We start from the raw sequence: 16,614 nt of genomic DNA on the forward strand, positions 1-16,614 counted from the left end.
GTGCGGGCCCCATCGCGAGCAGGCTCGCTCCCACAATGGTAAGGCGTACACCGATCCACTGCAGGAGCGAGCCTGCTCGCGAAGAGGTCCGTCCAGACGCTACAGAAACATCTCCCGTGTAAGCCCATGCCGCTGCATCTTTTCATTGAAGGTGCGACGCGGCAGTTGCAGTTCTTCCAGCACCGCCTTGACGTCGCCCTTGTGCCGGGCCAACGCCGCGCGCAGACATTGCGCTTCAAAGGCTTCCTGCTGCGCCGCCAGTGACTGCCCGGGTTCGATACCCGCAGGGACAGGTTCACCCAGCCCCAGCACCTGGCGCTCGGCCGCGTTTGCCAGTTCCCGCACATTGCCTGGCCAGTCGTGGCTCAGCAGATGGCTCAATTGCGGCCCGCTCAACGGTGAAAAGGAACGACCCAGGCGCTCGGCGGCCTGTCGGGCGAAAGACTCGTACAACAGGGGAATGTCTTCGCGACGGTCGCGCAACGGCGGCAGGCGCAGTTCGGCGACGTTCAGGCGATAAGCCAGATCCTCGCGAAAACGTCCGGCCCGTGCTTCGTCGAGCAGGTCCGGTTTGGTCGCGGCGATGATCCGCAGATCCACGCGAATACTCTGGTTCGAACCCAGGCGTTCCAGCTTCTGCTCCTGCAACACCCGCAGCAATTTCACCTGCTGGGCCAGGGGCATGCTCTCGATTTCGTCGAGAAACAAGGTGCCGCCATCGGCGTATTCCAGTTTACCGATGCGCTTGCCCTGAGCCCCGGTGAACGCGCCGCTTTCGTGACCGAACAGCTCGGCTTCAAACAGTTGCTCGGGAATGGCCGCGCAGTTTAATGCGACAAAGGGTTTGTCGGCGCGCGGCCCGAAGTCGTGCAGGCAGCGGGCAACCAATTCCTTGCCGCTGCCGGTTTCGCCACGGATCAGTACGTTGACTGGCAGCGCCGCCAGGTCCAGCACTTGCCCGCGCAAGGTTTGCAGGCTTCGGGATACGCCGAGCAGCGTGGCATCGAGCTTGGCGCGGTTGTCGGCCTGTTCGTGCAGGGCACGGTTTTCCAGGACCAGCCGGCGCTTGTCCATGGCCCGGCGCAGGCTTCCGAGCAGGGTTTCGGGGCTGAAGGGTTTTTCCAGAAAATCGTAAGCACCCTCGCGCATGGCGTCGACGGCCATGGGGACATCGCCGTGACCGGTCAGCAGGATCACCGGCAGGTCGGCATCGCGCCGTTGCACTTCAGCCAACAGCTCCAGCCCGGTCATGCCCGGCATGCGCACATCGCTGAGAATCACCCCGGCAAAATGCTTCGGCAGTTGTGCCAGGCACTCATCGGCACGACTGAACAACTGCACTTCGAAACCCGACAGGCTCAGCCATTGCTCGACGGCGCTGCGGATGCTGCTTTCATCGTCGACCACCATCACTGAATTGAGCATGAGCCATGGGCCTCCAGATCGATGGGCAAGGTCAGGGTGAACACTGCACCGTTGGCGTGATTGTCGGCCGTCAGGCGCCCGCCCGATTCGTGAACGATAGCGAAAGAAACCGCCAGGCCGATACCCAGGCCATCGCCCACGGGTTTGGTAGTGAAGAATGGATCGAACACCTTGGGCAGATTCTCTTCCGAGATGCCGCTGCCGTTGTCGATGACGCTCAACCGCCACAGTTGTTCCTCGGCTTCGAGGCGGATTTCCAGGCGCTTGCAGGGTTTGTCCTGCATCGCATCCAGCGCGTTGCGCAACAGGTTGATCAGCACCTGCTCCAGGCGAATCGCATCGCCGCGTACCCAGGCCGGACGCGTCAGATGCAGCACTGTGCTGACCTGCTCGTCGCGCAGTCGCGTGTCGAGCAATTGCAGCGACTGGTCCACCACCGCCGCCAGGTCCAGGCGTTCGCGCAAGCCGCTGGGGCTTTTGCGGGCAAAGGTTTTCAGGTGGCCGGTGAGGGCGGCCATGCGTGTGAGCATCTCGTCCACGGGTTTGAGCGCCTTGTAGGCATCATCGACCCGGCCGTGATCGAGCAGCAGCCTCAAGGTCGCCAGCTGCATGCGCTGGGCTGTCAGCGGTTGATTGATCTCGTGGGCCAAGGCGGCCGACATCTGCCCGAGGGCGGCGAGTTTGGCCGATTGCACCAGTCCGTCCTGGGCCGTGCGCAGGTCACGGGTACGCTCTTCCACCAGTTGCTCAAGCTCCTCGCGACTGCGCTGGCGCAGTTTGGCCAGGCGCCAGCGCTGGTTGAGAAACAACAACAGAAACACCAGGGCCAGCCACAACCCGGCTGCCGCGAGTGCCGCGTTGCGGCTGTCTTCGAAGGCAACCTGGGGACGCCGGAGCAGGTGCAGGGTCCAGCCTTCGGCGGCCAGCGGCAAAGATTCCCATAGATAGTCGGCATTGCCGTCCGGACCCTCGACCCGTGCCAGTTCGCTGTTGTCGTCAAAGCGGCGCAACGATTGGAATTCAAGCGGCGTCAACGGTTGCTTGTCGTATTGGCGGGTGGTCTTGAGTTCGGCGTGATCGCTTTCGCTCAGCGGTTTCAAGTGGCGATAGCGCCAACCCGGCTGATTGGCGATGAAGATGATCCCGCGGGCGTCGCTGACCAGCAGCGTGTCGTTGCCCTGGCGCCACTCGCGTTCCAGTTCCGGAAACTCCAGTTTCACCACCATGGCGCCGAGAAACTGTCCGTCGTCATCGGTCACGGCGCTGGACAGGAAGTAACCCGGAATTCCACTGGTCACGCCTACGGCATAAAAGCGCCCGGTGCCTTGGGTGCGGGTCTGATTGAAATAGGGACGGAAGCCATAATTGTGGCCGACGTAGCTGCTGGGCAAACGCCAGTTGCTCGCGGCCACGGCGAGACCGGTGCGGTCGAGCAATTCCAGGGTCGAGGATTCGGCGGCGCCGTTGATCTTTTCCAGTTTTCGGTTCAGCAGCTCCTGTTGCTCGGGGCTGACCGGGCCTTTGAGCGCATCGCGCAATTGCGGATCCAGCGCCAGCACCGAGGGCAGGGCGCGGTAGCGTTCGATGAGGGTGTGCAGCGATGTGGCGTACAGCGCCAGTTGCTGGTTGGCCCGGGCCGCGTCTTCGACCATGGATTGGCGCACGGTATGACGCATGGCCAGGGTGGCCGCGAGGGCGGCACCGGCGATGATCAACACGGTATACAGCGTCAGGCGCAGGGAGCGGGAAGACAAGAACATGCAGGGCTTACACAAGGAATACGGAGGGGCCGCACGATAACATGAGCTTCCCCCTTCCCTGTAGGAGCGAGGCTTGCCCGCGAAGCTTTTGGCTCCCTCGAGGGACTCTTCGCGGGCAAGCCTCGCTCCTACAGGGAAGGGGGAAGGGTGGGCAATAAAAAAGGCGACAGGGGTAGCCCTGTCGCCTTTGCTTGTTCAGTCGAGGTGCTTACTGCACTTCCACCGCCAAACTTTCACTGATCTTTTTCTGCCAGATGGCAGGACCGGTGATGTGTACCGACTCGCCCTTGCTGTCGACTGCAACAGTCACTGGCATGTCTTTGACGTCGAACTCGTAGATCGCTTCCATGCCCAGTTCGGCAAACGCCACGACGCGGGATTTCTTGATCGCTTGCGCCACCAGGTAAGCCGCGCCGCCCACTGCCATCAGGTAAACGGCTTTGTGGTCCTTGATCGCGTCGATGGCGGTCGGGCCGCGCTCGGATTTGCCGATCATGCCCAGCAGGCCGGTTTGCTCAAGGATCTGACGGGTGAATTTGTCCATCCGCGTAGCGGTGGTCGGGCCGGCAGGGCCAACCACTTCTTCGCGAACCGGATCAACCGGGCCGACGTAATAGATGAAACGACCTTTCAGATCCACCGGCAGGGTTTCACCCTTGTTCAGCATCTCGACCATGCGCTTGTGCGCGGCGTCGCGACCGGTGAGCATCTTGCCGTTGAGCAGGACGGTTTCGCCCGGCTTCCAGCTCTGCACTTCTTCCGGGGTCAGGGTGTCGAGGTTGACGCGACGGGCCGAAGGACCGGCTTCCCAGACGATTTCCGGGTAGGCGTCCAGCGGTGGCGCTTCCAGCGAGGCCGGGCCGGAACCGTCGAGCACGAAGTGCGCGTGACGGGTGGCGGCGCAGTTCGGGATCATGCACACCGGCAACGAAGCGGCGTGGGTCGGGTAGTCCATGATCTTCACGTCGAGCACGGTGGTCAGGCCACCGAGGCCCTGGGCGCCAATGCCCAACTGGTTGACCTTCTCGAACAGCTCCAGGCGCATTTCTTCAATGCGGTTCTGCGGGCCGCGGGCTTTCAGCTCGTGGATGTCGATGGATTCCATCAACACTTCCTTGGCCATTACCGCGGCTTTCTCGGCAGTACCGCCGATGCCGATGCCGAGCATGCCCGGTGGGCACCAGCCGGCGCCCATGGTCGGAACGGTCTTCAGAACCCAGTCGACGATCGAGTCGGACGGGTTGAGCATGGCCATCTTCGACTTGTTCTCGGAACCGCCGCCCTTGGCCGCCACGTCCACTTCCACGGTGTTACCCGGAACGATGGAGTAGTGGATAACGGCCGGGGTGTTGTCCTTGGTGTTCTTGCGAGCACCCGCCGGGTCGGCGAGGATCGAAGCACGCAGGACGTTTTCCGGCAGGTTGTAGGCGCGACGCACGCCTTCGTTGATCATGTCGTCCAGGCCCATGGTCGCGCCATCCCAGCGCACGTCCATGCCCACGCGGACAAACACGGTCACGATGCCGGTGTCCTGGCAGATCGGGCGGTGGCCGGTGGCGCACATGCGCGAGTTGATCAGGATCTGCGCCATGGAGTCGCGGGCTGCCGGCGATTCTTCACGCAGGTAGGCCTCGTGCATCGCCTGGATGAAATCCACGGGGTGGTAATAGGAAATGAACTGCAGGGCGTCGGCAACGCTCTGAATCAGGTCGTCTTGCTTGATCACGGTCATGAGTCGCGCTCCTCTAAAAGACGGGAACATTCAATAAGGTGCTTGCAGCTTGGGTGCATCGGTCGGTTGCAAGCACCTTTCAAGGCACGCCGGGCATGCTGGCGCGACGCTAAAAAGGCGCGGCAGTATACCGCGCCTCGCTCAAGGGCACACGCGCCGGTAGTCAATCGTTGGTCGCATAGATACGCATAACCTCTTGTAGGAGCTGGCTTGCCAGCGAAAGCGACCTGACAGGCGATACAGTTGTCGTCTGACACGCCGTCTTCGCTGGCAAGCCAGCACCTACAAGGACGTGGGGGCCAGAAAATCGATGGTCATTTATCGGCCACGCCACTAAAGTGACATACGGTCTGTAGAGTAGGACGCTCTGTCAGTCTCCTTTCATTCGGTGAGTCAACGATTGACCCATAACGCCATCCAGCGACTGTTGCTCAAACGTTTTGCCCTTGCGGCCGGCACCTATGCCTTGGCTCTGCTGTTGCTGTGGCTGGCGTTTTTTACCGGTCACTTTCAGGACACGCTATCGGGCGTGGCCATTGGCAGCGCGCTGGTGGTGATCAGCCAGGCAACGCTGTTCGCAATATTCTATTCCGGCTGCAACCTGCGCTTCGCCGACCCCAGCCTGACCGAAACCCAGGTGTTGCTGGGGCTGGGTTGGCAAACCTGGCTGATTGCCCATCTGAACGATGCGCGCGGGGCATTCCTGGTTTTTTATGTATTGATCCTGCTGTTCGGGTTGTTCCACCTGTCCCGTCGCTCATTCCTGCGATGCGCCTTACTGGTGTTTTTCAGTTTCAGCGCGATCACGCTGTGGGAGGGCTATCACTTCCAGCTGCCCGACCCGGCCCTGGCGGCGTTGCAGGTGTGCGTGCTGTTGATCGTGCTGGTCTGGCTGGTGCTCTATGCCGGTTATGTCCAGGCCTCGCGCCACCGCATGCGCCAGCGCCGTTTTGCCTTGCAGGCTCACCAGGACACATTGCGCGGGATGATGCGCCAGCTCGAAGACCTCGTGGCCACCGACGAGTTGACCGGCCTGTTCAATCGCCGGCATTTCCTGCGCCTGGCCTCCCGCGAGCTCAATGCCATGGAGACCGGCGTTATGCATGGCCTGGCGCTGATCGATCTCGACCATTTCAAACGCATCAACGACCTGCACGGTCATGCCGCTGGCGATCAAGTGCTGCAAGCCTTTGCCGGCGTGGCCACCGCTTGCTTGCGCGAAGGTGACGTCCTGGCCCGCTACGGCGGCGAAGAGTTCGTGGTGCTGCTGCCCGACTGCGATGCCGACAGTTTGACCTTGTGCTGCGAGCGGTTGCGCATCGCGTTCACCGATGTCGAGTTGATCGGTCTGAACGTACGCAATCTCAGCCTGTCCGCGGGCATGACCCTGCTGGAGCCGGGCGAGGATCTCGACGAAGCCTTGCAGCGGGCCGATCAGGCGCTGTATCGCGCCAAGCGTGACGGGCGCAACCGTTGCGCGGCAGCGTGGGAAAACGTCGATGCCTGAGCTGCGTGTCGGCGAGCGCCATTGGTCGGTGGCGGTGGGCAGCAATTTGCTCGATGCCCTGAATCAGAACGGTGTGGCAGTGCCCTACAGCTGTCGCGCCGGCAGTTGTCATGCGTGCCTGGTGCAGTGCGTACAAGGGCTGCCGAGCGACAGCCGCCCCGATGCCTTGAGTCCGGAGCAACGCCAGCAAGGCTGGCGCCTGGCGTGCCAGTGCCAGGTGGTCGAGGACTTGCAGGTGCACACTTTCGACCCGCAACAGGACGGCCGCCCGGCCGAGGTCGCGGCCGTCGATTGGTTGAGCGACAGCGTGTTACGTTTGCGCCTGACCCCACAACGTCCTTTGCGCTACAGCGCCGGCCAGCATCTGGTGTTGTGGGTGGGTAATGTGGCGCGACCGTATTCCCTGGCCAGCCTGCCGGAAGACGACCGCTTCCTGGAGTTTCACCTCGATTGTCGCCTGCCGGGTGAATTCAGTGATGCCGCGCGTCAGCTGAACATCGGCGATCCGATCCGCCTTGGCGAATTGCGCGGCGGGGCCTTGCACTATGACCCGGACTGGCATGATCGACCGTTGTGGCTGATGGCCTCCGGCACGGGGCTGGGGCCACTGTTCGGTGTGCTGCGCGAAGCGTTGCGCCATGATCACCGGGGCGCAATTCGCGTCATTCACCTGGCCCATGATGGCAATGAGCATTATCTGGCCAAGCCGTTGCAAGCCATGGCTGCCAGCCGTGCGAACCTGAGTATCGAGCTATGGACCGCGGCCGAGTTGCCAGCGGTTTTGGCGCAACTGCGCCTTGTCTCCCGGCAAACCCTGGCCCTACTCTGCGGAGCCCCCGACAGCGTTGACGCCTTTGCCCGGCGCCTGTATCTGGCGGGACTGCCGCGCAATCAACTGCTGGCCGATGTCTTCCTGCCCCGTGGTTGAGCGCTGAATTCCAGACGCGAGACCGACCATGACCGATGCCATCCAGATTGAACGCGAACGCGGCCTGCTGACGCTGCGCCTCAATCGCCCGGAAAAGAAAAACGCCCTGACCCGTGCGATGTACAACCATCTGGCCGAAGCGCTGAAGCAGGCCGATAGCGACCCTGAAATCAACGCCGTGCTGATCACGGGCTCCAGCGAGTGCTTCACCGCCGGCAACGACATTGCAGACTTCATCCAGCAACCACCGAACAACCTCGACAGCCCCGTGTTCCGCTTCATGCTCAACCTGCTTGAATGCCGCAAACCGGTGATCGCCGCCGTGGCGGGCGCTGCCGTGGGGATTGGCACGACGCTGCTTCTGCACTGCGATCTGGTATACGTCAGCCGGGATGCGCGATTACGCATGCCGTTCGTCAACCTTGGCCTGTGCCCGGAATTCGGCTCCAGCCTGCTCCTGCCGCGTCTGCTTGGGCAGGCCAAAGCGGCGGAATTGTTGCTGCTGGGCGAAGGATTCAACGGTGAACAGGCTGCGGTATGGGGCATTGCGTCCGAAGCCTTGGGCAGTGGCGAAGAGGCGTTGGCCAAGGCTCGGGAGATGGCCCTGCGCTTTGAGTCTTTGCCACCTGAGGCGGTGCGGATCAGCAAGCAGTTGATGAAAGCCCCGGATCGGGAATTGTTGCGCAAGGTAATAGAAGAGGAGGGGGCGTTGTTTACCCAGCGATTGCGTTCGCCGGAGGCGATGGCGGCGTTGTCCGGGTTTATCAACAGGCATTGAAGTCTATGGTGACTGGGCCTCCCTCTTCGCGAGCAGGCTACGCCGTACCATTGTGGGAGCGAGCCTGCTCGTGAAAGCGTCAGCCCAGGCAACACAGCACCAGGATCAGAAAGCAAAAAGCCCCGCCATTCACATGGCGGGGCTTTTGTCTTTCAGCAACCGGTCACTCAGACCATCGGGTCGCCGACATGCAGGATTTTCATGCCGTTGGTACCGCCGGTGGTGTGGTAGCTGTCGCCCTTGGTCAGGATGACCCAGTCGCCTTTCTCTACCACGCCGCGCTTGACCAGCTCGTCGATGGCTTTCTGGCTGACTTCATTGGGTGCCAGCGAGGCCGGGTCGAATGGAACGGTGTACACGCCACGGAACATCGCCGCGCGGGCCTGGGCTTCGCGATGCGGAGTGAACGCATAGATCGGCACCGAGGAACGGATGCGCGACATGATCAGCGGGGTGTAGCCGCTTTCGGTCAACGCGATGATCGCCTTCACGCCCGGGAAGTGGTTGGCCGTGTACATGGTGGCCAGGGCGATGCTTTCGTCGCAGCGCTGGAATTCCTTGCCGATGCGGTGGCTGGAGGTCTTGCTGGTCGGGTGCTTTTCAGCGCCGACGCAGATGCGTGCCATCGCCTGTACGGCTTCCAGCGGGTACAGACCAGCGGCACTTTCGGCCGAGAGCATCACGGCGTCGGTGTAGTCGAGCACGGCGTTGGCTACGTCGGACACTTCGGCGCGGGTCGGCATCGGGTTCTGGATCATCGACTCCATCATCTGGGTCGCCACGATCACCGCCTTGTTGTGGCGACGTGCGTGCAGAATGATTTTCTTCTGGATGCCCACCAGCTCGGCGTCGCCGATTTCCACGCCCAGGTCACCACGGGCCACCATCACGGCGTCGGATGCGTTGATCAGGCCATCGAGGGTTTCGTCGTCAGCCACGGCTTCGGCGCGTTCGATCTTCGCCACCAGCCAGGCGGTGCCGCCAGCCTCGTCGCGCAGTTTGCGCGCGTATTCCATATCGGCTGCGTCACGCGGGAAAGACACGGCCAGATAGTCGACCTGCATTTCCGCGGCGAGCTTGATGTCGGCCTTGTCTTTTTCAGTCAGGGCCGGTGCCGTCAGGCCGCCGCCGCGACGGTTGATGCCTTTGTGGTCCGACAGCGGGCCGCCGATGGTCACGGTGCAGTTCAATTCGGTGGCGGTGGCGGTGTCGACGCGCATTACGACGCGACCGTCGTCGAGCAGCAGCTCGTCGCCTACACCACAGTCCTTGACCAGGTCCGGGTAGTCGATGCCGACTACTTGCTGGTTGCCTTCGGTCAGCGGATGGCTGGTGGAGAAGGTGAATTGATCACCGATCTTCAGCTCGATGCGCTTGTTGGCGAATTTGGCGATACGGATTTTCGGACCTTGCAGGTCACCCAGCAGGGCGACGAAGCGGCCGTGCTTGGCGGCCAGGTCACGCACCAGCTTCGCGCGAGCCTTGTGCTCGTCGGGGGTGCCGTGGGAGAAGTTCAGGCGGGCGACGTCCAGGCCAGCCAGAATCAGCTGTTCGAGAACTTCCGGCGAGTTACTGGCCGGGCCAAGGGTAGCGACGATTTTGGTACGACGGACGGACATGCAAAGACTCCTGAGTTCAAGCGCTGAGTGAGGCTACTATGGTCTCGGGGTGTAGTCATTGTTCGTTTGCACTACTTTTTTCTTTCTTTATTGAACGCGCAACTTTGTGCCAGGTGGCCTGAAGATTTGCGCCCTCGGGTCGATACAGCGTTCAAGACAGGAGATTTCCCATGCGATTCGTACACATTGCTGCCCTTGCCCTTAGTGTTGCAAGCGTCACGGGCTGCACCCGTTTTGCCATGAACCATCATTTGAACAATGCCTACAGCGCCTACGACCGTGGCAATTGCGAGCAGGTGATGCTCGAGTTGTCCAAGGTCGAGCGTGACAGCCGTGCACGGCCTTATGTCTGGCCGGAAGTGTCGATGATGCGCGGTCAGTGCCTGGAGCGGCAGAAAATGTTCATCGACGCCGCCCAGACCTATCAATTCATCATCGCTTCCTATCCACAAAGCGAATACGCCTACCGCGCCCGCGCCCGTCTGGAAACCTTGCAGAGCCTGGGTCACTACCCCACCCGCAGTGCCGCAGCGGTGCGCCCGACGCAGTTTTGATTCGGGTTGCCCTTCAATAGCTGGCCGACCGGCGGCGGTGAGCTATAGTCGAATAGACCAGTTTAGAGCCTAGTTTCTAAACTGACGTAACACCTGTGATCGGCAGGCGTAAGCGGCAGCGGTTGATGGACTGTCGCACCGGGAACGGGGAGAGCGGGCGGTTTATGCCTGGGTATCAGTAGGCTGGCCTGTTCCGAAGCATTAGTGCGGTCCTGCTTAAGGGCCTTGCGTAGCGAATTCAGCATGTTCACCGACCGCCGGATCGAGCGGCATCAACTGCCGTATTTTCTGAAAGTGTTCAACAGCATCACCGACAAACCCATCGGCTATCTGGGCAATGTCTCCGAAGACGGGCTGATGCTGATCAGCCAGTTGCCAATGATGATCGGCGCGGACTTCGATTTGCGCCTGAAGATCCCGGCCAGCGATGGCTGCCAACAGGTTATTGACCTGCGGGCGTGCTGCCTGTGGTGCCATGAAGACGCCACCCCCCGCCACTATGACGCCGGGTTCAGCCTGCAACAGGCGCCGCCGGAATATGCACAATTGGTGGGGGCGTTGAAGCAGTACTTCAGTTTTCAGACATTGCCGGCTTCGGCCTGAATGAGCTTCGCGAGCAAGCCCGCTCCCACAGTTGATCTATGTGTTCGCAAATACCATGTTCACTGAAGATCCCATGTGGGAGCGGGCTTGCTCGCGAAGGCGCCAGTGCAGACGATGGGCATCCAGCAGGCAGATCAAACACTCCCACTACGCTTCCAGCTCAAATACTGCGACACCAGTTTCGTACCCAACTCTCCGGGCCGCGCATCCAGCACCGGCACCCCATGTGCACTTAACCGCTCATGCAGTTCAACCCGTGCATTGAGGTAATCCACCGTGCCGCAATAGGCCAACGCCTCGGGCAAGGTCTGCACCGGTGATTCCCGAAGGTGGTCGAGCACGTTTTCGCGCAAACTGGCGACCAGTACCCGATGATGCTTGCCCAATCGTTTGACGGCCGTGAGCAGCTCTTCATCGTCCTCATCGCGCAGGTTGGTCACCAGCACCACCAGCGCCCGGCGTTTTTGTCGGGCGAGCAATTGGGTGATGGCCGCTTGATAGTCGGCGCTGCGCTGGCTGCTGCTGAGGTCGTAGACGGTGTTGAGCAGGACGTTGAGTTGGCCACTGCCCTTCACCGGGGCGAGGTAGCGCGGTTGATCGCTGGCAAAAGTGCTCAGGCCCACCGCATCGCCCTGGCGCAGCGCGATGTAACTCAGCAGCAGGCAGGCATTGAGCGCATGATCGAAATGCGCCAGCTCATCGTCCTGACTGCGCATGCGGCGGCCGCAATCGAGCATGAAAATGATCTGCTGGTCGCGTTCATCCTGATACTCCCGGGCAATCGGCGTACGTTGGCGGGCGGTGGCTTTCCAGTCGATTTGCCGCAGGCTGTCGCCCTCGCGAAACTCGCGCAGTTGATGAAATTCCAGCCCCTGTCCGCGGCGCTGGCGTTGGCGTACGCCAAGTTGGTTGAGCCAGTGGTCCACCGCCGACAGTTGGCCGCCATACAGGCGGGCGAAGTCGGGATAGACGCGCGTTTGGTCCGGTACCTGCAGCAAGCGTTTGTCGGACCACAGACCCAACGGACCAGGCAGGTTGACTTCACAGTGTTCGAAACGGAAGTGACCGCGTTTGAGCGGGCGCAGGCGATAACCGCTCAGGCAGCGTTGGCCGGGTTGCAATGACAGCGTCAGCGGCAGGTTTTCGAAGCCCAGGCCGTCCGGTACATGGTCGAAGAGTTTCAGGTCCAGCGGCTGAACGAAGTCATGTTCAAGCTCCAGTCGTACTTCCCCCCAGCGTCCCAGCGACAGGCTGCCGGGCATGTGCCGTCGCACGCGGGGTGAGGGCAAGCGTTTGAGGCGGATGGCATCGATTAGCGCTAGCGCGAGAAGCGCCAACAGCAGACCCCAATTGATCCGCGACAGGTAAGACGGCAGCGCAAAATCCAGTGCCTGCAAGGCGCCCAGCACGATGCCGATGACCAACAGCAGGGCCAGCCAGAGCAGCAGCAGGCGCGATGGTTTCACTGGCGCGGCGCCGGCACTTGATCGAGCAATTGCCGCAGCACCTGATCCACCTCCAGCCCCTCGATGTCCAGATCCGGTGCGATGCGCACGCGATGGCGCAGCACCGACAGCGCACAACCTTTTATGTCATCCGGAATCACGAACTCGCCACCGCGCAACAAGGCCCGCGCCCTTGCGCAACGGACCAGTGCAATCGAGGCCCGGGGCCCGGCACCGAGGGTCAGGCCTGGCCAGCTCCGGGTGGTGCGGGCCAGGCGCACGGCGTAATCGAGCACCTGTTCATCCATCGGCAAGTCACTGGCGATGCGCTGCAAGGCCAGCACATCCTTGGCCTGCAACACTGTGCGCAGCGGCTGCACGTCGAGCATGTCGGCGCGGGTCGAGCGGCTGACCTGGCGCACCATGTCCAACTCCTGCCCGGCGTCGGGATAGTCCATGCGCACCTTGAGCATGAAGCGATCCAGCTCGGCTTCCGGCAACGGGTAAGTGCCTTCCTGTTCGATGGGGTTTTGTGTGGCCAGCACCATGAAGGGTTGCGCGATGGGCAGGGCGCGACCTTCCAGGGTGATTTGCCGCTCCTGCATGGCTTCGAGCAACGCGGCCTGGGTTTTCGCCGGGGCACGGTTGATCTCGTCGGCCAGCAACAGGTTGGTGAACAGCGGACCCTTGCGCAGTTTGAATTGCTCGGTCTGCAAGTCGTACACCGCGTGCCCGGTGACGTCGCTGGGCATCAGGTCCGGGGTGAACTGGATGCGTGCGAATTCGCCGCCGAAGCAGCGCGCCAGTGCCCGCACCAACAGGGTCTTGCCCAGCCCCGGGACACCTTCGAGCAACACATGGCCGCCGGCAATCAATGCCGTGAGCACATCGTCGATCACATTGATCTGGCCGATCACGGCTTTTTGCAGTTCACCGCGTATGGCTTGCGCCAACTGGCTGGCGCGTTGTCGTTGCGCCGCGGCGTGACTGGCGGCGTCGGGCTTGATCGGTTCACTCATAACTTCCGGAACCCTGCTAACAGTTACATGTGTTTTATCTTCCATAAATCAGTCACTTACCTAATCTGACTTTTTTAACTTATTTTTTACGCGTGGAACGGGTGAACGACTGCCAATCTGCCTCATTGCAATCTCATGGCAACCCCTCACTTAAGCGTTCGTCAGAGGTGGAGGTTAGTCTACGACGGACAATGATTCAGCTGGGTCTATTCAGCCTTCGGAGCAAACGAAGCACTGAAGAATGTGAACCCCAGATTGCTCAGGGCTTTGCTGGCTCGCACCTGCCAGCTCGTGCGGACCGACATCCCCGGAAACCCTATCCAGATCGATTACAAAGTGCTGGCCAACGTGACGAAAGCCGAGGGGGGGTTGGCGCTGAAACCACTGGGATCGATATCAGATTCGACAATAAGTATCACTGCGCGATCATGAACGGTGCAGAAGTCCAATCGCACCGTTATTCAGACGCTTGCAAAGAGCTCTTGGAAAAGGTGCGATCGGTAGAAGCGTACATTCAGGAAGTGGAGAAGGAGGTGGAGGCCAAGGGCCAGCGTAACTGAGCACCTTCAATGAGGAACCTGCTATCGGGCAAGTTCCTTCGCTCACTAGACCAGGCTCAACAACATCTGGCCCGATTCATGGATGAGGTGGATAAACATCATGGGATGTAGATCTATCGCTGCTGGCCCCAGTAGATGCACCTTTGAAGATTCGGTCACCCTCTTTTTTGTCGATGGTTCAAAGCAAATAAAGGATGGCAATGGTAAACAACAAACCGATGCTGAAGATGATCGTCAGGAAGACAATCGTACGCATCAAGATGTGAATCCACATGACACTAGACTCCCATTACCGTTCTTTTATTTTAGGGTTTGGCAACATTTTGGGAGCTTCGAAACTCAAGAGCTCGTAGGAGTCCTAACGCAATAATTAAGCCATTTAAGTGAAGGCTGCCTGGATGCAAGCCTTGGACCTGTAGCGCGGCGTTCCAGGCGACTGCTTTCAGACGAAAACTGTCCCCGAGTTCCCCCCCAAAAAAATGAGGCTCCCCCGCCTATGGGGGGAACATGTGTTCGGACGCCACCCAGCGGGATTGGAATGCTAAGTCAACGCTTTGCCGCTGGGGGCACACGGCAGAGATGCTCCTGGGTCTAAACCGTCCTTGGTGGTTTCTATCCTGGCCTCCTATCGTCATCAAGGTAGGGCATAGAGCTTGAACAGCATCCGGGATGTATCGTTGACGCCTCCCAAATGCTTGTCGTATGCCCGTTCAATCGCTCCAGTACGGTACATTTCGCTTAGGGCGCGATCGACCAGCAGACGGAAGTTTTCATCGTCTCGATTGACCATCATTGAGGTCGTTGCGTACTCGAAAATGCGATCGAGCAGCACAAGATTCCCGGTGGCGTTGTTGTCGGCGAGTTCATGTTTAAGCATCGTGCGTTCGGCGAAGAAGACATCTGCCTTGCCTTCGGCAACGCGTTTGAGACCAGCGCCAGTGTCTTGCACCGTGACGAGCGTGGCGACCACCCCCAAGGATCGCATTTGTTGATTGATCCACTGCTCGGTGACACCGCCCGCGATCGTGGCATAAGTCATGTTGGCCAGTGCGCGATTGATGTCTGTGCGCCAGGTCGGGCCGGTTTTGGCCACTTCACCTTTCAGGGCAATAAGTAGCGAGTTAGGCGCTTTTTTGTTGACTACAGCCGAGAGGCCGGCCGTGTAGACAGGAATTGAGTAGCTGACTGTTTTACGACGCTCCAGAGTTACTGGCGTCGGCGTGCACAGAATGTCGACTTTTCCAGTACTGACGGCGCTGGTTTCTTCGCCCAACTGAACTGGCTGATAACGAACTTGCAATGAGGGCAGGTTCAACTCGGTTTTTATTGAGTTGAAGATGTCCTGACAGAGGTCGATCGCATATCCGCTGACCTTGTCACCCGCCTGGTTACTGAACGGTGCGAAGTCAGGCACATACCCCAGAACCACTGAATGACTGTTGCGCACCCGTTCAAGCGTGTCGGCTCCCGCGACTACGGGTACCAGGGAAAGTAGGCAGACAAGAAGCAGGTTGGCGGCTTTGATCGGTTGAGCGCTCATTTCTCATTCTCCCGTCTCGTATTTCTTTTGATAGGTGGTGAACCATCATTCAAATTATTTCTGGCGATACCACCCACACGCTGCAGGGCATCTTGTACAGCAGATGTTCCACGGTGCTGCCCACTAACCGCTCCATGGCGCGGTGACCTATGCGACCCATGACAATGACGTCAGTGTCATAAGCCCCGGCATAGCTGGAAAGCACCTTGGCCGGATTGCCCATAATCATGTGCTGGTGCTCCGGCGCAATCCCGTTGCGCTCCGAAAGCTCGCCGAACGCTTCAGCTTGAGCGTCGAACAGGGTCTTGGCTTTGCTCGAAGAAAAGAATGCGGAGCCATTACTGAAACCGAATTCATCTGCGCTGATGGATGAAAGGTCATGGGCGTAGATCACATCGAGCTCGGCGTTGCAGGTGGCGGCCAGTTTGGACGCCTCGCGCAGAATCCTGTCGTTGAAACCTTCGTATTGGTCATCACGATGAAAAGGGTCCACTGCGGCGACGATTTTGCGCGGCAATGCATGGTGCATATGACTGACAAAATGCAGCGGCACCGGGCATTCGCGCAGCAGATGGATATCCAATGGGGTAAACATCAGGCGTGACAGCAGGGATTCGTGTTCCAGCGCCTTGATCAATACGGCCATCGGCTGTTCTTTGAGATGAATGAGGATTTCCTGCAAGGGGTTCTCCACCCAGACCACTTCAGTGGTGACGTGAACCCCGATTTTGCGCAACGGTCTAGCCTGGTCCTCAAGCCATTGACGATGGCGCTCGACATAGCCCAGCCGCATCTGTTCCCGCGCTTGTTCGTTGACCATCCCGGCAGTCGCCAGCCCTTCGAGGTAATCGAACGCTACGATGTGCAGTGCCGCGTCCGAAGCCTTGGCCAGTGCGGCAGCCCGGTCGAAGGCAGGGCTGTTTTCCATCAACGGCGAGACAACCAGCATGAAACGTGATTGATCAGACATGGGAGGTCTCCAGTAGGTAAACGCGCAATGGCTTGCCGCAATGGCTGCGGTACTGGGCAATGAAGCCTTGCACTTATCCTGCTTTCGACTGGGGACAGAAGGTTGACATTTGTCAAATGGAATGGGGACGGATGATGTGGCCCGACGTGCGGTTGCCCGGGCCTCGTCCAGTGA

Annotated in this window: 13 protein-coding genes; 5 read left to right on the top strand and 8 right to left on the bottom strand. The window is 60.2% G+C overall.

Going from position 1 to position 16,614, the window contains the following annotated elements; all coding sequences use genetic code 11:
- Positions 1-99: 99 nt before the first annotated feature.
- The 3 genes from BJ917_RS22435 to BJ917_RS22445 all read right to left on the bottom strand — a co-directional run bounded on the left by BJ917_RS22435 (position 100) and on the right by BJ917_RS22445 (position 4,917).
- Positions 100-1,425: a sigma-54 dependent transcriptional regulator gene (locus BJ917_RS22435; protein ID WP_121104588.1), complete on the bottom strand. Its 1,326-nt coding sequence runs from the start codon at positions 1,423-1,425 to the stop codon at positions 100-102.
- Entirely contained in the window at positions 1,410-3,185 is a 1,776-nt protein-coding gene (locus BJ917_RS22440; protein ID WP_096509295.1) for an ATP-binding protein, read from the bottom strand. The genes BJ917_RS22435 and BJ917_RS22440 overlap by 16 nt, the downstream gene beginning before the upstream one ends.
- 208 nt (positions 3,186-3,393) lie before the next feature.
- Positions 3,394-4,917: a fumarate hydratase gene (locus BJ917_RS22445; RefSeq protein ID WP_096509296.1), complete on the bottom strand. Its 1,524-nt coding sequence runs from the start codon at positions 4,915-4,917 to the stop codon at positions 3,394-3,396.
- Between the two features lie 400 nt (positions 4,918-5,317).
- Here BJ917_RS22445 and BJ917_RS22450 point away from each other — a divergent pair, with 400 nt between their 5' ends.
- The 3 genes from BJ917_RS22450 to BJ917_RS22460 are packed head-to-tail and all read left to right on the top strand — an operon-like array spanning position 5,318 to position 8,130.
- Positions 5,318-6,424 (top strand): GGDEF domain-containing protein, encoded by a 1,107-nt coding sequence (locus BJ917_RS22450; protein WP_121104590.1) that lies wholly within the window; start codon positions 5,318-5,320, stop codon positions 6,422-6,424.
- The gene (locus BJ917_RS22455) at positions 6,417-7,352 is read left to right on the top strand and encodes an iron-sulfur-binding ferredoxin reductase (RefSeq protein ID WP_096509298.1); all 936 of its coding nucleotides are present in this window, start codon (positions 6,417-6,419) and stop codon (positions 7,350-7,352) included. The genes BJ917_RS22450 and BJ917_RS22455 overlap by 8 nt, the downstream gene beginning before the upstream one ends.
- 28 nt (positions 7,353-7,380) lie before the next feature.
- Entirely contained in the window at positions 7,381-8,130 is a 750-nt protein-coding gene (locus BJ917_RS22460) for an enoyl-CoA hydratase-related protein (protein WP_121104591.1), read from the top strand.
- 167 nt (positions 8,131-8,297) lie between these two features.
- Here the strand turns inward: BJ917_RS22460 and pyk are convergent, their stop codons facing one another.
- A complete protein-coding gene (gene pyk / locus BJ917_RS22465; protein ID WP_096509300.1) occupies positions 8,298-9,749 on the bottom strand; it encodes a pyruvate kinase in 1,452 nt (483 codons plus the stop codon).
- 170 nt (positions 9,750-9,919) lie between these two features.
- On the opposite strand from pyk, the gene BJ917_RS22470 reads away from it, so the two are divergent.
- Entirely contained in the window at positions 9,920-10,303 is a 384-nt protein-coding gene (locus tag BJ917_RS22470) for a tol-pal system YbgF family protein (protein ID WP_096509301.1), read from the top strand.
- Between the two features lie 243 nt (positions 10,304-10,546).
- Positions 10,547-10,906 carry a PilZ domain-containing protein gene (locus BJ917_RS22475; protein WP_096509302.1) on the top strand — a complete coding sequence of 120 codons (360 nt, stop codon included), beginning with the start codon at positions 10,547-10,549 and terminating at the stop codon, positions 10,904-10,906.
- 134 nt (positions 10,907-11,040) lie between these two features.
- Here the strand turns inward: BJ917_RS22475 and BJ917_RS22480 are convergent, their stop codons facing one another.
- From BJ917_RS22480 to BJ917_RS22500, 4 genes are all read right to left on the bottom strand, one after another.
- On the bottom strand, positions 11,041-12,372 hold the full coding sequence (locus BJ917_RS22480) for a DUF58 domain-containing protein (RefSeq protein WP_121104593.1): 1,332 nt from the start codon (positions 12,370-12,372) through the stop codon (positions 11,041-11,043).
- Positions 12,369-13,370, bottom strand: a complete 1,002-nt coding sequence (locus BJ917_RS22485; protein WP_121104595.1) for a MoxR family ATPase — start codon at positions 13,368-13,370, stop codon at positions 12,369-12,371. Before BJ917_RS22485 ends, BJ917_RS22480 begins: the two co-directional genes overlap by 4 nt.
- Positions 13,371-14,564: 1,194 nt before the next feature.
- Entirely contained in the window at positions 14,565-15,470 is a 906-nt protein-coding gene (locus tag BJ917_RS22495) for an amino acid ABC transporter substrate-binding protein (protein ID WP_096509306.1), read from the bottom strand.
- A gap of 49 nt (positions 15,471-15,519) precedes the next feature.
- Positions 15,520-16,440 carry a universal stress protein gene (locus tag BJ917_RS22500; protein WP_121104597.1) on the bottom strand — a complete coding sequence of 307 codons (921 nt, stop codon included), beginning with the start codon at positions 16,438-16,440 and terminating at the stop codon, positions 15,520-15,522.
- Between the last annotated feature and the right edge of the window lie 174 nt (positions 16,441-16,614).

The sequence above is a fragment of the Pseudomonas sp. WPR_5_2 genome, from assembly GCF_003634475.1.
GTDB lineage: Bacteria > Pseudomonadota > Gammaproteobacteria > Pseudomonadales > Pseudomonadaceae > Aquipseudomonas > Aquipseudomonas izuensis.

What these genes read in the sequence shown, in the direction of transcription:
- BJ917_RS22435 (WP_121104588.1), bottom strand. Translation starts at nt 1,425, where the DNA reads ATGCTCAATTCAGTGATGGTGGTCGACGATGAAAGCAGCATCCGCAGC.
- BJ917_RS22440 (WP_096509295.1), bottom strand. Translation starts at nt 3,185, where the DNA reads ATGTTCTTGTCTTCCCGCTCCCTGCGCCTGACGCTGTATACCGTGTTG.
- BJ917_RS22445 (WP_096509296.1), bottom strand. Translation starts at nt 4,917, where the DNA reads ATGACCGTGATCAAGCAAGACGACCTGATTCAGAGCGTTGCCGACGCC.
- BJ917_RS22455 (WP_096509298.1), top strand. Translation starts at nt 6,417, where the DNA reads ATGCCTGAGCTGCGTGTCGGCGAGCGCCATTGGTCGGTGGCGGTGGGC.
- BJ917_RS22460 (WP_121104591.1), top strand. Translation starts at nt 7,381, where the DNA reads ATGACCGATGCCATCCAGATTGAACGCGAACGCGGCCTGCTGACGCTG.
- pyk (WP_096509300.1), bottom strand. Translation starts at nt 9,749, where the DNA reads ATGTCCGTCCGTCGTACCAAAATCGTCGCTACCCTTGGCCCGGCCAGT.
- BJ917_RS22470 (WP_096509301.1), top strand. Translation starts at nt 9,920, where the DNA reads ATGCGATTCGTACACATTGCTGCCCTTGCCCTTAGTGTTGCAAGCGTC.
- BJ917_RS22475 (WP_096509302.1), top strand. Translation starts at nt 10,547, where the DNA reads ATGTTCACCGACCGCCGGATCGAGCGGCATCAACTGCCGTATTTTCTG.
- BJ917_RS22485 (WP_121104595.1), bottom strand. Translation starts at nt 13,370, where the DNA reads ATGAGTGAACCGATCAAGCCCGACGCCGCCAGTCACGCCGCGGCGCAA.
- BJ917_RS22495 (WP_096509306.1), bottom strand. Translation starts at nt 15,470, where the DNA reads ATGAGCGCTCAACCGATCAAAGCCGCCAACCTGCTTCTTGTCTGCCTA.
- BJ917_RS22500 (WP_121104597.1), bottom strand. Translation starts at nt 16,440, where the DNA reads ATGTCTGATCAATCACGTTTCATGCTGGTTGTCTCGCCGTTGATGGAA.